Genomic DNA, 13,776 nt, shown 5'->3' with positions numbered 1-13,776 from the left:
GTAATAAAGCATGGTGATGATTGGTCACCATGCTTTTTTTATTTCTAAGTGATCCGAATAACTCCTTGAAGCTTATAGATAAAACTAGAAGAAAGGAGAGTTTTATGAACAGAATCAACCCTAAGAAGCTACTGCACAGTAAGTGGACAGCCGTAACCCCCGTCAATCGTGAAAAGCACTTCATGATTACTGAAATGGAATTTGAAGAAGATGTGGTTGTAAGGTGTGTTCTTGAAGCAGTGATGACAAAGCGTGCTCGTGATATCGACTGGCATGACCTCACCGACAATAGTTTGTGGAAAATGGGCTGGAAGTAACCTTTTTGCTCCGTTTGATTCAGTGTATCTGAGCGTTATCTAGGTTGGTTTTGCCAGTATTGAAGCCCTTCCAACACCCCTGCTGCATGAGTCGCTTTGCTGGTATAAACATTGTCCCTTTGCGAGAGGTGAGCGACTTCTGGGTAGTGGTTGGCCACCAGAATTGAGTTAACGCCATCGATGGTCAGCATTGAGGTATCGTTCGCGGAATCACCCGCCACACACACTTCATCAATAGTTAGGTCGTGCTGTTTCAATAGGTGGTGAATAGCAGAGGCTTTGTTGACGTTCTTCGGGGTGACGTCCAAGTACCAATCGTGAGAGTAGGTTAGATCTACCTGTGCACCATGAGCTATGAGCGCACTCGAAATAAGCTGTCTTTGGTGGTCAGTTAATGATCCCTCATATGTGATTTTATAGTCGCCTTGATGGTTGGGATCCAATTTCCCCATAAAGTCGAAGCCAGACAACGCTTGTTCAACTTTATGTTTATCCCACGTTGCTTTTAGTCGTTGGTGCCAATGTGTATCAGGTTGCTGGATTGGTTGATGATGGTGAATCTGGGTTCCGACGTCGCTGATAATACTGTGTGGTGTTGGGTAGTTATCCGAGGCTAAGCCAACTTTTATGGAAGGCAACGTACGACCTGTGGCGATAACAAATCGAATGCTAGGCTGATCGCTTAAGTAGTCAAACAATTGATTGACCCCGTCAGATGAACCACCGTCCAAGGTGCCATCAAAATCACACACTAACATCTTAATCATTGTTTTTACTCCATTAAAAATTGTGTTCCCACTAGTTAAGGTTGGCTTACTAAGTTACGAATAACAAGGTCAGATTACGCCACTTTAGAGCAAAAAGATCAGTTTGCCGTGAGTGTCACACTCGGCGAGAGATTAGTCTGCAAAGGACGTAATAGGAAATGGAACAATTGGGAGGAGCACATTTCACCTAGAAAACATGATGTGAAAAAGGCCGACCACTATATAAGTGATCGGCCTCTTAAACGATTTTGGTCGTAATACCTATTCTCGGCAGTTTTACCTATTTAAGGTTAGCGCTCGCCTTGTACTTCAAAGTCATCGCTGATCAAGCGTGCGTGACCGTCTTCTTCCACAACCCAGTGTTCGCGGTGCACTACGCCAAACGCTTTATTCATTGTCCAGCTCGAAGTCAGAATGTATCCGCCATCTTGGTGCTCTTCCCATTTTACGTCGGTGTAATCGACATCTTTGAAACCTTGGTCAATGATGCCCTGCCAGAAAGCCTCAATTGCTTCGCGACCTTCGAATGCGCCAAACGGGCGAGCGTGCATCACGCAATCTTCATTATATTGAGCGGCACAACCTTGCGCGTCTTGGTTGTTGAATGCTGTTTGCCAAGCCGCGATACCTTTCTTACACGCTTCTAATACTTGATTGCTCATTTTTCTCTCCGATGTGTCGTGTTGGTTAACTAAGACAAAGTTTAAAACTACTCTTTAATTTGAAAAACAGAGATAATAGAAATAACTGTTTATAAAAAGAGAACAATAAGATGAACAAGCTGAGACAGATGTCGATCTTTGCTCATATTGTTGAACAAGGCTCGGTTTCCGCTGCTGCTGAGAAGCTCGGCCTTTCAAAATCTGTAGTGAGCCAACATCTAAAAAAACTTGAGCAAGAGCTCGGTTCTTCACTACTAAAGCGAACAACGCGCAGGCAAACCCTTACTCCAATGGGAGAACGGTTTTATTTAAGCTGTAAAGATCTTAATAGCTTAGCGGATTCAGCTTGGGAAATGGCGCAAGCAGAGCAAGAGGAACCACAAGGGCGCATTCGCATTACCGCACCTAACGCCTTGATGGACGTGCTGGTGGCTCCAGTGATTGCGGATCTAATGAAACGTTATCCTAAACTGCAGCCAGAGCTAATCAGTGATGACAAACGACTCGATTTCATGAGTAATGATATCGACCTAGCCATTCGTGTCGGCAACTCTCCAGATAGTACGTTAAAGCAAAAACGACTCGGAGGATTTCGAGATCAACTGTGTGGTGTGGTTTCTCTGCAGAATCAGCCTATTGATGAACTACCGTATATCGCTAATGTCTGGCAAGGGAGGCATATCGAACATAGTTTTACTTCAGATTCTGAAGCGGCAGTGGATTTCAGCAAACAGGCAAGCTGCGTTACGAACTCCATTCATAGTTGCCTCGCTCTAATAAAAGCGGGGGCGGGAATCGGTGTATTACCAGATTTCTATTTAAAACAAATAGAACCTGAGCTGGTTAATCTTATGCCTAATCATCAGTTACCCATGAACACGGTTTATGCTCTAAATCCATATACCCACCATACTCCGCCATCTGTCTCCCTATGTATTCACTCACTGGAAGAACGTTTGTCACAAGAGCTGTTTAACTGAGGTATCTCAACTTCTAAGTGCAAACATACATGATCTGCTGAGTATAAAGATGAGTGATATCACACATCATAGTATTTGTAATACAATAATTCATTATTGTGATATTTAACCAACTTGTCGTACAAATCTTCATCTATATTATCTTCCGTTGCACAGAGGAAGCTGTGCAATCTATGGAATAAAATAATATACGTGAAACAAATCATGGAGACTTGTATGATTTTTAAACCCTGCAAACCACTATCTTGTGCTGTCATGTTTGCGCTGCTTTCAGGCTCTGTTGCTGCGGAGCAGCTAAATATTCAATCGGCATCGGACTGGGGTGGGGCACACTCTTCTTATCCTGCTTCAAACGCTATCGATGGTGACACCGATTGGTCGTCACGCTGGGCTGCGCAAAACGCTCCGGTTAATCTGGTACTCGATCTTGGGTCTGTTCAAAATGTTCAAGACGTTAAGATCGCTTGGGGTAAAGGCGAACAACAGACCTATAAATTCGAGATTCGTGCATTGGCTGACGAAAGCTCTAGCAGTTGGGATAAGGTCTACTACGGGTACAGCGGTGGTAATACATCCGATTTTGAGAGTTATGATGTGCAAGACGTTCAAGCACATTGGGTTCGCATCAAGGTATTCTCAAACAGTGCTGAGAGTGTGTGGACTAATATTACCGAAGTACAAGTTCATGGCAACGATGGACAAGATTTTGGGTTAGATCCCAATGCTCCACCTTCAGACAACTTTGACCTGTTGGATTGGTACGTGAGTATTCCTGTCGATGAGGGCGACGGTTACGCGACGTCAATCAAAGAGAACACGCTAGACGCGGGCTACGAAGATGAGTTTTTCTACACTGGAAGTGATGGTGGCTTGGTCTTCTATACGCCAGTGGAAGGGGTTACCACATCAAGCGGTACTAAGTATGTGCGAACTGAGCTGCGTGAAATGCTACGCCGTGGTGATACGTCTTACTCAACATCTGGCAAAGAGAATAACTGGGCGTTCTCTTCTATCCCATCCAGTGAGCAAGCGGCATTTGGCGGAATTGATGGACGTTTAAACGCAACGCTAGCAGTCAATCATGTTACGACAACGACTTCTAATACTGAGCAAGTAGGCCGAATCGTGGTCGGTCAAATCCACGCCGAGAAAAATGAACCGATTCGCCTGTACTACCATAAGCTGCCAAACAACGACAAAGGTGCTATCTACTTTGCTCATGAAACCTCAAAGTCTAAAGGTGGTGATGAAACTTGGTACAACTTATTGGGTAACATGGTTACGTCTGATGGTGACTTGAATAGTCTAAGTAATCCGAGTGATGGTATTGCCTTGGATGAGACTTTCTCATACTCGATTGTGGTGGAAGGCGACAAACTGATCACAATCATCAGTCAGAATGGGACTGAGCTTGCAGCCAAAGAAGTCGATATGAAAAACAGCGGTTATGATGATGCTGATAACTACATGTATTTCAAAGCGGGTATCTACCTACAAGATAATACGAGCAATGACAGTGATTATGCCCAAGTGACTTTCTATCAGCTTGATAACAGTCACAACTAGGTTTTGTTCAATCAATACGAAACTCTGACTACTTAATGTGGAGGTGGCGATGGGTCACCTCCTTCTTATCTTCTCACTTCTTACTTTGAATCTATTGATCTCCTTTGATCACATGCTAATTGGCAAAAAATCCAACCCTTACTTATATTTACCTAGAGTGTCTAGTTGCGTATTAATATTGAGAGGGAACGTCTTTGCCTGAGCGCTTTACTAAGTCATGTCATGAATGCGGACTGGTTAGTCAGTTTGAAGAGTTGCCCGCAGGTAGCGAAGCGTCTTGCCCAAGGTGTGCTCATACGTTATCGAGTGTGGGGCATCATAAACAGCAGGGCGTAATCGCTTATGCGTTGGCGAGTCTGATTACATTAATCATGAGCCTTACTTTCCCCTACATGTCATTTAGTGTTCAAGGTATTAGCCAGCAAATCACGCTATACCAAGCTGTTGATATGATGAATCGTATGGACAACAGTTTGATAGCCTTACTTTTGTTTTTGGCGGTAATTCTTTTACCGGCTTACTTTCTAGTGCTTTCATTGTGGTTCTGCGTTTTGGTAGAGCGCAACAAACGAATCAATTACGCCTCCCACCGATTTACATTTCTGGCCCTCAAATCTTTGAGTTGGGCGAAGCCGTGGCTGATGGTTGATGTGTTCTTGATTGGTGTGTTAGTGAGCTTGATTAAGATAGCCGCCTTGGCGGATGTTTCGATGGGCTTGTCGTTTTGGGCGTTTTGTATTTATGCCATGCTGGTGGTTAAGACGATCTCTTTAGTCGATTTTGATTGGTTGTGGGATCGCTTAGTCCCAAACAATGCCTCGCAAGAACCAATGGTCGGGAGCGTATTTCAAAATAAGCAGCATCTTGCTTGTCATGTCTGTGGGCAGGTACACCAGTACAGCGACAGCCTTCACCATTGCACCCGTTGCAACACTCATTTGCATCGTTTTGAGCCAGTTAAAAATCTACAAGTTGCGTGGGCGTTGTTGTTCACGTCAGTCGTGTTTTATATCCCAGCCAATTTGTATCCGATGATGTATACCTCTGCATTTGGAACCAGTGAAGGTTCAACCATCATGGAAGGGGTCATCTTACTTTGGAATATGGGTTCATACCCTGTGGCACTTATCATTCTTATTGCGAGCGTGTTTATCCCTATGGCAAAGATGGTCGCTTTGGCTTATCTGTACTGGAACGCCAAAAGGGTGCGTGGGCTCAGTGAGCAAAAGGCGAATCGCTACCTTAAGGTTTACCGCGTGACGGAATTTATTGGTCGTTGGTCGATGATAGATATTTTCGTCGTCGCAATATTGGTGGCATTGGTTCAATTGGATGGCGTTATGGCGATCTACCCTGGCCCTGCGGCGCTGTCGTTTGCGGCAGTTGTCATATTTACGATGTTGTCAGCGATGATTTTCGATTCTCGAATTATATGGAAGTAATCTCCTCAAAGAGGTGTGGAGCACATGGAAAAGCAAAGTACGTCGGATGCGAAGGTATCCAAAAAAAGCGAGTTGTCGCCCGTTTGGATTGTGCCAATCATTGCGGTTTTGGTGGGGTGTTGGATGCTATTTCAATACTTCAATAATCGCGGGCCGGAGATCACTTTGATCTTACCGGATGCGTCTGGTATTGAAGCGGGCAAAACGGCGATTAAATCCAAGAATGTTCATGTGGGTACCATTACCGATGTCGCTCTGAGTGAAGACTATGAATACATCATTGCAAAAGCTCAAATAGACAAAAAAGCGTCTCGTATGATCAATGCTGAAACTCAGTTTTGGGTGGTCGAGCCGCATGTCGGAACCGATGGTATTAGTGGGCTTGAGACTATTTTGTCGGGCTCGTACATCGAGCTGAAACCGGGTAAATCGAGTGAAGACCAATTGAGGTTTGATGTGTTAGATACACCTCCAGTAGCAGGTCCAGATACTAAAGGGATCAGGGTGGTTGTCTCTCATAAGAAAGCGAATCAACTCGCGGTTGGTGAACCGGTATTGCATCATGGTTTTGTGGTAGGGCGGGTAGAGAAAACCAGCTTCGACTATCAAAAGAAAGAGGGCAAATATCAACTGTTCATCTTTGCTCCCTATGATGGGCTCATCTTCGAAAAAACACAGTTTTGGCTCTCTTCTGGCATTGATGTGAGGTTTGGTGCTAATGGCTTAGATGTCAACTTTGCTTCGATAGAGAGTATTTTGACTGGTGGGGTAAGTTTTGATGTGGCGGAGAGCATTAAACCGGGGGCTCAAATCAAAGAGAACCTAAAAGAGTACACGCTTTATGATAATTACGACGCGGTAGTAGAGGGGAAATATACCACGTCACTTGATTACGTACTGCTGTTCGAAGAGTCGGTCCGTGGGTTAAGAAAAGGTGCACCGGTAGAGTATCGAGGGGTGCGAATTGGTACGGTGGATACCGTGCCGCTGCAGATACGTATGGACAAAGAAGGCAAGGTTTCCAACCGTATCCCTATTCTTATTAAGCTCGAAATTGAACGAGTTTCTGAAGTGTTCAGAGCCGTGAATGCCGAAGCCTTTGCAGAACGCGTCAAACTGCAAATGGGCGAGGGGCTAAGAGCAACCTTAAAAACGGGTAACCTTCTTACCGGGGCACTGTTTGTCGATATTAACTTTTATGAAGACGAAGAGCCTTACGAACCAAGAGAGTTTGATGGTTATCCCGTGTTCCCAGTTGTGGCTGGTGGCTTAACGGAAATTCAAAAACAGATCACCGATTTCCTAGATAAGGTCAATGAGCTTCCGCTAGACGCCACAATCGCTAACCTAAATGGTTCTCTGGCGTCGTTAGACAGTACTCTGAAGAGTATCGATGAACTGCTTGATAGCGAAGGCACTAAAGCCTTGCCACAAGACATCAGTGAAACCATGAAGCAACTTGAAGCAACACTAGGTAGCTATGATGATGATTCGGATGCTTATAAACAGCTCATTAGCGCATCTGAAGAGTTAGAGCATGTGCTTAAAGAGCTTCGCCCTTTGATCAAAGTACTAAACGACAAACCCAATGCGTTGGTGTTTGGTAGCGATGTGGAAGAAGATCCGATTCCAGTTAAGGGAGTGGAATAATGAGAAAACTATTTATATCACTGTTTGTATCGTTCGGGCTTTTAGGGTGCTCTTCTCCCACTGACGGCACTCATGCCTATCTCCTGCCAGAGAGTACATTGGACAAACCCGTTTTTAAGGTGAAAACGCGAGTCGACTTGCCTGATTATCTCGACACCATCGGCATTGCGTATCGCAAGTCTGAAAATGAACTGGTTGCTGCGCGTAAGCATGTGTGGGCTGAGAACCTTGAAGGGTTACTTGAAGAGCGTATTGACTCTTCCGATGCCAGTGGAGACTCGGATAAAGAGTTGATCATTACTTTTGATCAGTTCAACGGTTCTTACACTGGCAATGCTGAAATAAAAGGAACTTGGGTATTGAGCGAGCAAGACGTGGAACTGGCACGAGCGGAATTTGAATCTAATACGCCATTAAAAGAGTCGGGGTATGAATCGCTTGTCGAAGCTTTAGGGGAAGGGCTGGATGAGGTGCTCGCAGATATACAGTCGCAATTAAACCAAAGCGCTAATCATCAAAAGCACTAATTCTAATATTCAAAAAGCCCCTAATAATTGGTGTTCAACGATCAGGGGCCGTTCAATTTAATACTGGCTAGGGAAATTAGCATTAAAGATTGGGAATAAGGCTTTCAATTCCTCTTCTGCGATGTACGTACGCTGCGTTGCTGTCACTTCGCCATCCAATCGATAGACTGCCATCGCTGATGCATGCAGTGCGTTTTCTAACCAAGAGGTTTTAAGGTAAGCACAGTACACGTTGTCGCAGTTACGTGGATCTTGTGTTGCCCAGCTGTCTGAACCGGTTTTCCAGCCGAGCAGCGTGGAGCCTTCACGTTGTATGCTGTCTAACTCTCTGTAATCAAACGTTGAGTCGACATGCTCAATGTCGATATCTTTACGACCAATTAAATCGCTGTAAAAAGTAAATGTTGGCCAAAGGTCATGTCTGTTATCAGACAGAGTGAATACGATTTTGCTTGAACCTTCAAGAAGTACAGTATCACGCTCAATGGTGAAGGTAATACGCTCATTTAAGCCTGTTAAATTACAAGTCCAAAGTTGGCAAGCATCATACATCTCTTCATAAGTTGTGCCCCAGCGCTGAGCTGCCTCGATAATCAGCGGATCTTTAGAAGGATTTAGGTCGTGATCGCCATCTGGGTCAGTTTGGTCTCCACCTTGATTACCACCGTCATCACCTCCACCAGGAAGAGCTGGTATGCCTGGGTTACCTGGTGTGGTATCACGATCAGGCGATGAGTTGTCTGAACTGTTACATCCAGCTAATAAAGCAACGACAATAGCGGTTAATAAAGCATTCTTTTTCATGTGACTGCACTCTCTGAATTATTTGGCGTCCCTAATCGTGCGAATGAGTGTGTGAAATCAAACTCATTGCTGACGTCCTTTTGATGCGGTCATATTATTGATAAGTGTTATTCGTTTCTAAGTAGCTATACATATATCAGTCATTAGCGGTGCTTATCGGTGGTGGCTTTACCTGCACTTCTATCTCCGATTGTCGGCAATAGTCTCTTTGAGCACTCTGAATAACCATTGGTTCAATGGGTCTTGTTGTTGCGAACGACGACAACTCATCACGTAGCTGATTTCGATATTCAGCGCTTGAGGCAAGTGAATACTCCGACAACCTTCCGGAACGCTACCGTTGGTTGTCACTCCGAAGTGGTCTGTCTGTAGAACGATATCGTGGACATTTTGTGGATGTGTTACTTCTGCCTTGGGTGTGAACTGAAATCCGATATTACTCAGGCGCTCGATGAGTGGGTACTTATTGTCGTTCCAACCTGCGGTCTTGTGCAGAACAACAGGGTAGTCCGTTAAGCTGTGAACATCAGTGGCAGGGTGGTCGTTACGAACGAAAAAGACCACAGAACCACGACCAAACTCAGTTTGAGCAATAGATTGGGGAAGTGTTTCATCAAAGTAGTGTGCTGCGACGGCATCTTCACCATCAATGATGCGATTTCTGGCATTGGTATCCCAGTGAAGAAATGACGCCTTAGCGTCGGGCGCCTCTTTCAACAGCTTTAAGTACAACTTATCCCCCAGCTGCTGCCAGAAATGGTTGTTGGCATAAATTTTAATTGAGCCTTGATAGGTTTCAGGGGCAAACCCTTCAGGCTTGATTAAACCTATGCTGCTAATGATGCTCTCAAAGTGCTGAATATTCGCCTCAACAAATGAGGTCGGTTCAAACCCTTGCTTGGTCTGAATAAACAATGGGTCGTCTAGCTGGGTCTTGAGCTTTGAAAGGTTTTTACTTATGGCGCTTGATGTCTTCCCCAAAGCGTCGGCAACCAAACCAACGTGGCGAAGCTCGTACATTTTCTTTAAGACTAAGATATTTTGAATATCGAGGTTGGTGTTCATGTCCTTCTCCGAATACGCATCCATGCGCTCATCTTAATCATAAGTATTAGTCGGAAAGACAAGGGAAGGTCAAAATCTAATTTGGTTGAATCGTTAACTGGGGACAGGGAGTTTCTATTTTGGAAACCTTGGTTTTCCTCGTGACAGCAAAGGGTTAGCGCTAAAGTACTTATATCGAAAAGGACGGTATCGAAACAAACGGCATCAACACAAGAGACACAGTTGAAACAACGATTGATGCCGATAAAACGAACCATAGTTAAGAATAATGAGGTGATGTATGAAAAAGCTAATCGCACTAGGTCTAATGGCAATCTCAATGAACACAGCTTTTGCTGCTGACGGTAACTACACGGGTACTATCGATATGACCGCGACCTCAAATAACCAAGTTCAGTCTGAACGCATCGCACCTGAGCCAAAGTTGCAAGGTCGTAATGAAGCGTCCGATGGCGGAGTACGCTTTGTATCGCACGCTGATCAACATGAGCCAGTGCTAAATGGTCGTCGTGACTAGTAGAGAGGGGGAGTTATTTAGTTAACTGAAAACGCCAATCTGTTTGTTAATTCATAGTCTTATCCAGCAGCCTGCACTGAAAATGTGCGGGCTGTTTTATTTTTAGCTAATTAATTGAATTACAAAGCAGAATAGGCAAATTGTTCCTACACTTAGGTAAGTTTCGTTTGCCTAATATAGGGAGAAAAGTGTGTTCAATTGGAGGCTAAGTCGACCATCAAACCTCTTGATGTTGTGGATACTGACTTTGTTTATCACGATGGCATCGGTGAATGTTCTGGCGCAAGCACTGCCGGAGCTGGATTACATCGACAGTGAAATCACTAAGCTGAGTGCTGAAAACCCCAAGAACGAAGTGCTCATCGGTCAATATGAGACTCTAAAAGCTCGGGTGGCGAGCCTTGATGAAAAACGCAATAAGCGTGATGAATACTTAAAAGCCATCACCCAGTTTCCTGTTCAGCGCGAACGTTTGATGAAGAGTATCAATAGCGTTGAGTCGCTGGATATCTTCAAAACCGATCAACTGGTTAAGTTTAGCGACCTTTCTCAATCCATTGCATCGCTGCAAGCTGCGCTTGTGGAGTGGCGAACCTCTTTTCAAACTAAATCTGAGCAAGCTAAACAACTGGGCACAGCTCGAACAGAGTTGCCGCGCAGTTTGGCTCAGCTTGATAGGCAGATTGAAAAAGCCAACTTGGCGAAGAGCGACAAAGGAGAGGTTATTGATCAGTGGCTGGAGTTAAGTGATTTAACGAGTTTGAAGTTGGATCGTGAAGTCCTTGCCGCTGAGCTGCAAAGCTTAGATGAGCGAACCGAAATCGTTCGTCTGGAGCGCCAGCTACTGGATCGTAAGATCAAGCTTGCTGCGCCCTTGGTTATTGATCTTCAAGAACGACTTACCCAAGTAGAGCAGGCTTCGGTGCGCGAGCTTATCGATCAAACCAATAAGCTAAGAGATCAAAGAGATAGCCTAACACTGCCCGAGCAACAAAGATTGGATCGACTAACGACTTTCGCCGAAGAGTTAGAACAAGTTCTGGTGGAGATAGACCAAGCGAGAATCACGGTTCATGAGGTCGATTCAGAGCGAAGAAGCCTAACCAGTGAGCTTCGTTTAATTAAAGATAACCTGAATTGGTTGCGAGATAGCACCGCTTTTGGTGATTCTATTCGTGCGCAACTGCAACGCTTACCCACTGTGGTCGATAGCAGTGAGATCCCGAATAGCATTGCTAATGCCCACATCAGAAAGTACGAAATAGGGCAAACCTTAGACGACTTTGCTGTGAGCAAGTCGGTTTCTGAGATCCAGCAAAGCACTGAACCTGTAGATGAGTTGAGCCAGTTGACTCAATTGGTTTTAAAACAGCTCACCGATAGTTACGACAAGCTGATCGTCGCACTCAGCAAACTTCAAACCTCTAAAAGCCAGTATGTGTTAGAAGTGAATGGCGCTCGCACCTTTTTACAACAACAGCAACTTTGGAGCCGCAGTAATGTTCCGTTGTGGCAACACCTGACCAGCTTTGAGCATGAGGTGTGGTTCGGGGATCAACGTCCGTTTATCGAAAGGTTTCAGCAGCTAACCAAAGAGCAGCTTATCACTGTTGGCTCGTTAGTCGCATTTTACAGTGCAACATTGTTTGTTCTTTATATCCGTTTCTCCAAGCGAGCAATTAGTCGCCGATTGGAATATCAAAAAATATTTGGACATCCGCTTAAGGATAAATTCCGATTTACTCTGATTTTGTCTCTTATGGCTTCTCTTCGGGCGATAGCTTTACCGCTTTGGTTTGGCATGACGGCGTATATCGTCCATTGGCTATGGCCGATCTCCAGTTCAGAAGAGATTAAAACCATCACTTTTGCGGCGATGACGGGATTGTTTGTGGTTGAGGTGATATTTTCACTGAGCTCTCCTAAAGGCGTGCTCGACCTGCACCTTAGTTGGCCAAGTTACATTTGTGAATATCTGCATGCGGGTGCTAAGCGCGTCCGCTGGCCATTGATTTTGTTGTTAGTCGCGATTTACGCCGCAGAACTCGCAGCGGGTTCAAAAGAAGCTGAAATTTCCCGTGTCTTGTTTTTGGTACTTATCGGCTCTATGTTGGCGGTATACAGCTCTTTGCTTAAAAAGCAGCACCTGCCTTCCACGTTCCCTTCGCCCTTCAACCAAGGTGTATCGTTGTTTGTGATTCGTGCTGTGGTATTGGGTTCGTTCGTTGGGATTCTTGCAATGGCGATTGTCGGTTTATATGTCGCATCTTGGGTACTGTTGATCTATCAGCAATTGACGATTTTCGTGATTCTAGGTGGTTTGTTTATCTATCAGCTTGCCGAGCGCTTCCTCAAGCTTGAGCATCGACAGTTAACCTATCAGCGACTACTGGAACGCCGAGAAGAATTGATTGCACAACAACAAGAGCAAGCTGACGAGCCACCGGAATTGGCAGAGCTCCGAGAATCTATGCCTGATGTTGAAGAACGTGCTTTGGACAGTGAGCAAGTCAGTGAACAGTCGATTACTTTGCTTCGAGGGTTATCTTTAATTGGGCTCGTGATTGCGTTGTTAACTTTGTGGTCGAGCGCTCTAGAGATGACGAGCCAACTCAACAATGTTGTCGTTTGGCAGGTAAGCGAAACCACTGAAGCCGGAGCAAGGCTGGTGGACATTACCATTCAGTCGTTGATTTATGCGGTGATTACGCTGCTAGTGACTATGGTCGGCGTTCGCAACTTACCTGGTGTGTTAGAGCTGCTTATCTTAAGGCGTCTCGACCTTGCTCCGGGTTCGGGTTATGCCATTACCACGCTCCTTAGGTATCTGATTTTGGTGGGCGGTGTGCTGACGGTGTTTGCGATGCTGGGTTTCCAATGGTCTCGTTTGCAGTGGCTGGTGGCGGCGTTTGGTGTCGGTTTGGGTTTTGGTCTACAAGAAATTTTCGCCAACTTCATCTCCGGTTTGATCCTCCTGTTTGAGCGCCCAATCCGGATTGGTGATATCGTGACGATCAATGAACTATCAGGAACGGTCAGTAAGATACAGACCCGTGCAACGACGATCATCGATTGGGATAACAAAGAGATAGTGGTGCCTAATAAGGTGTTTATCACCGAGAAGTTGATCAACTGGTCTTTGACCGATCCCGTTACACGAGTCGTGATCCCAATTGGTGTCGCGTATGGTACCGATGTCGAAAAGGTTGAATCACTGCTTTACCAAATCGCGAGTGAAAACCCACTGGTTCTTGAAGAGCCATCTCCATACGTGGTGTTCCTTGCCTTTGGTGCTAGCAGTTTAGACTTTGAACTACGTGTGCACATTACTGCGATTGAACACCGTTTGAGTACAATTCACTTGATTAACAAGAACATTGATAAGCTATTTAGAGAAAACGACATCGAGATTGCTTTCCCACAAATGGACATTCATGTTCGTGATTGGCCAAATCAGCCAAGTTAATCTGATTATGTTT

Annotated in this window: 12 protein-coding genes; 8 read left to right on the top strand and 4 right to left on the bottom strand. The window is 45.0% G+C overall.

Translation table 11 applies throughout. From position 1 onward, the window contains the following. Window positions 1–104 precede the first annotated feature (104 nt). Window positions 105–317 carry a TIGR02450 family Trp-rich protein gene (locus tag AC6R05_RS15145; protein WP_150868887.1) on the top strand — a complete coding sequence of 71 codons (213 nt, stop codon included), beginning with the start codon at window positions 105–107 and terminating at the stop codon, window positions 315–317. Window positions 318–352: 35 nt separating this feature from the next. On the opposite strand, the gene AC6R05_RS15140 is transcribed toward AC6R05_RS15145, so the two are convergent. Both AC6R05_RS15140 and AC6R05_RS15135 read right to left on the bottom strand, forming a co-directional pair. Continuing rightward, window positions 353–1,084, bottom strand: coding sequence for an HAD-IIB family hydrolase (locus AC6R05_RS15140; protein WP_500647887.1), 732 nt, complete (start codon window positions 1,082–1,084; stop codon window positions 353–355). 290 nt (window positions 1,085–1,374) lie between these two features. Continuing rightward, entirely contained in the window at window positions 1,375–1,746 is a 372-nt protein-coding gene (locus tag AC6R05_RS15135; RefSeq protein ID WP_500647886.1) for a YybH family protein, read from the bottom strand. Window positions 1,747–1,856: 110 nt separating this feature from the next. Here AC6R05_RS15135 and AC6R05_RS15130 point away from each other — a divergent pair, with 110 nt between their 5' ends. From AC6R05_RS15130 to AC6R05_RS15110, 5 genes are all read left to right on the top strand, one after another. Further along, entirely contained in the window at window positions 1,857–2,726 is an 870-nt protein-coding gene (locus AC6R05_RS15130) for a LysR family transcriptional regulator (protein ID WP_500647885.1), read from the top strand. A gap of 216 nt (window positions 2,727–2,942) precedes the next feature. Then, window positions 2,943–4,292, top strand: coding sequence for a polysaccharide lyase family 7 protein (locus tag AC6R05_RS15125; RefSeq protein WP_500647884.1), 1,350 nt, complete (start codon window positions 2,943–2,945; stop codon window positions 4,290–4,292). Window positions 4,293–4,486: 194 nt separating this feature from the next. Further along, entirely contained in the window at window positions 4,487–5,734 is a 1,248-nt protein-coding gene (locus AC6R05_RS15120; RefSeq protein ID WP_500647883.1) for a PqiA/YebS family transporter subunit, read from the top strand. A gap of 24 nt (window positions 5,735–5,758) precedes the next feature. Then, window positions 5,759–7,384: an intermembrane transport protein PqiB gene (gene pqiB, locus AC6R05_RS15115; protein WP_500647882.1), complete on the top strand. Its 1,626-nt coding sequence runs from the start codon at window positions 5,759–5,761 to the stop codon at window positions 7,382–7,384. After that, complete coding sequence (locus AC6R05_RS15110; RefSeq protein ID WP_500647881.1) at window positions 7,384–7,911, top strand: PqiC family protein; 528 nt, start codon at window positions 7,384–7,386, stop codon at window positions 7,909–7,911. Before pqiB ends, AC6R05_RS15110 begins: the two co-directional genes overlap by 1 nt. A gap of 57 nt (window positions 7,912–7,968) precedes the next feature. Here the strand turns inward: AC6R05_RS15110 and AC6R05_RS15105 are convergent, their stop codons facing one another. Together AC6R05_RS15105 and AC6R05_RS15100 are read right to left on the bottom strand one after the other, a co-directional pair. Further along, window positions 7,969–8,715 carry a hypothetical protein gene (locus AC6R05_RS15105; RefSeq protein ID WP_500647880.1) on the bottom strand — a complete coding sequence of 249 codons (747 nt, stop codon included), beginning with the start codon at window positions 8,713–8,715 and terminating at the stop codon, window positions 7,969–7,971. 180 nt (window positions 8,716–8,895) lie between these two features. Next, window positions 8,896–9,780, bottom strand: coding sequence for a LysR family transcriptional regulator (locus AC6R05_RS15100; RefSeq protein WP_500647952.1), 885 nt, complete (start codon window positions 9,778–9,780; stop codon window positions 8,896–8,898). 280 nt (window positions 9,781–10,060) lie between these two features. On the opposite strand from AC6R05_RS15100, the gene AC6R05_RS15095 reads away from it, so the two are divergent. Both AC6R05_RS15095 and AC6R05_RS15090 read left to right on the top strand, forming a co-directional pair. Then, window positions 10,061–10,297 (top strand): VPA0252 family protein, encoded by a 237-nt coding sequence (locus tag AC6R05_RS15095; RefSeq protein WP_150868878.1) that lies wholly within the window; start codon window positions 10,061–10,063, stop codon window positions 10,295–10,297. 190 nt (window positions 10,298–10,487) lie between these two features. Next, the gene (locus AC6R05_RS15090) at window positions 10,488–13,763 is read left to right on the top strand and encodes a mechanosensitive ion channel domain-containing protein (RefSeq protein ID WP_500647879.1); all 3,276 of its coding nucleotides are present in this window, start codon (window positions 10,488–10,490) and stop codon (window positions 13,761–13,763) included. The last annotated feature ends 13 nt before the right edge of the window (window positions 13,764–13,776 follow it).

This window comes from Vibrio sp. R11-SG3-ISO9 (genome assembly GCF_059834255.1).
Note: the sequence above shows the minus strand (reverse complement) of the source record. Positions and strands in the feature narration are given on the sequence as shown.

Excerpts from the sequence above, each read along its gene's own strand:
- AC6R05_RS15130 (WP_500647885.1), top strand. The coding sequence starts at position 1,857 with ATGAACAAGCTGAGACAGATGTCGATCTTTGCTCATATTGTTGAACAA.
- AC6R05_RS15110 (WP_500647881.1), top strand. The coding sequence starts at position 7,384 with ATGAGAAAACTATTTATATCACTGTTTGTATCGTTCGGGCTTTTAGGG.
- AC6R05_RS15100 (WP_500647952.1), bottom strand. The coding sequence starts at position 9,780 with ATGAACACCAACCTCGATATTCAAAATATCTTAGTCTTAAAGAAAATG.
- AC6R05_RS15145 (WP_150868887.1), top strand. The coding sequence starts at position 105 with ATGAACAGAATCAACCCTAAGAAGCTACTGCACAGTAAGTGGACAGCC.
- pqiB (WP_500647882.1), top strand. The coding sequence starts at position 5,759 with ATGGAAAAGCAAAGTACGTCGGATGCGAAGGTATCCAAAAAAAGCGAG.
- AC6R05_RS15140 (WP_500647887.1), bottom strand. The coding sequence starts at position 1,084 with ATGATTAAGATGTTAGTGTGTGATTTTGATGGCACCTTGGACGGTGGT.
- AC6R05_RS15105 (WP_500647880.1), bottom strand. The coding sequence starts at position 8,715 with ATGAAAAAGAATGCTTTATTAACCGCTATTGTCGTTGCTTTATTAGCT.
- AC6R05_RS15095 (WP_150868878.1), top strand. The coding sequence starts at position 10,061 with ATGAAAAAGCTAATCGCACTAGGTCTAATGGCAATCTCAATGAACACA.
- AC6R05_RS15135 (WP_500647886.1), bottom strand. The coding sequence starts at position 1,746 with ATGAGCAATCAAGTATTAGAAGCGTGTAAGAAAGGTATCGCGGCTTGG.
- AC6R05_RS15125 (WP_500647884.1), top strand. The coding sequence starts at position 2,943 with ATGATTTTTAAACCCTGCAAACCACTATCTTGTGCTGTCATGTTTGCG.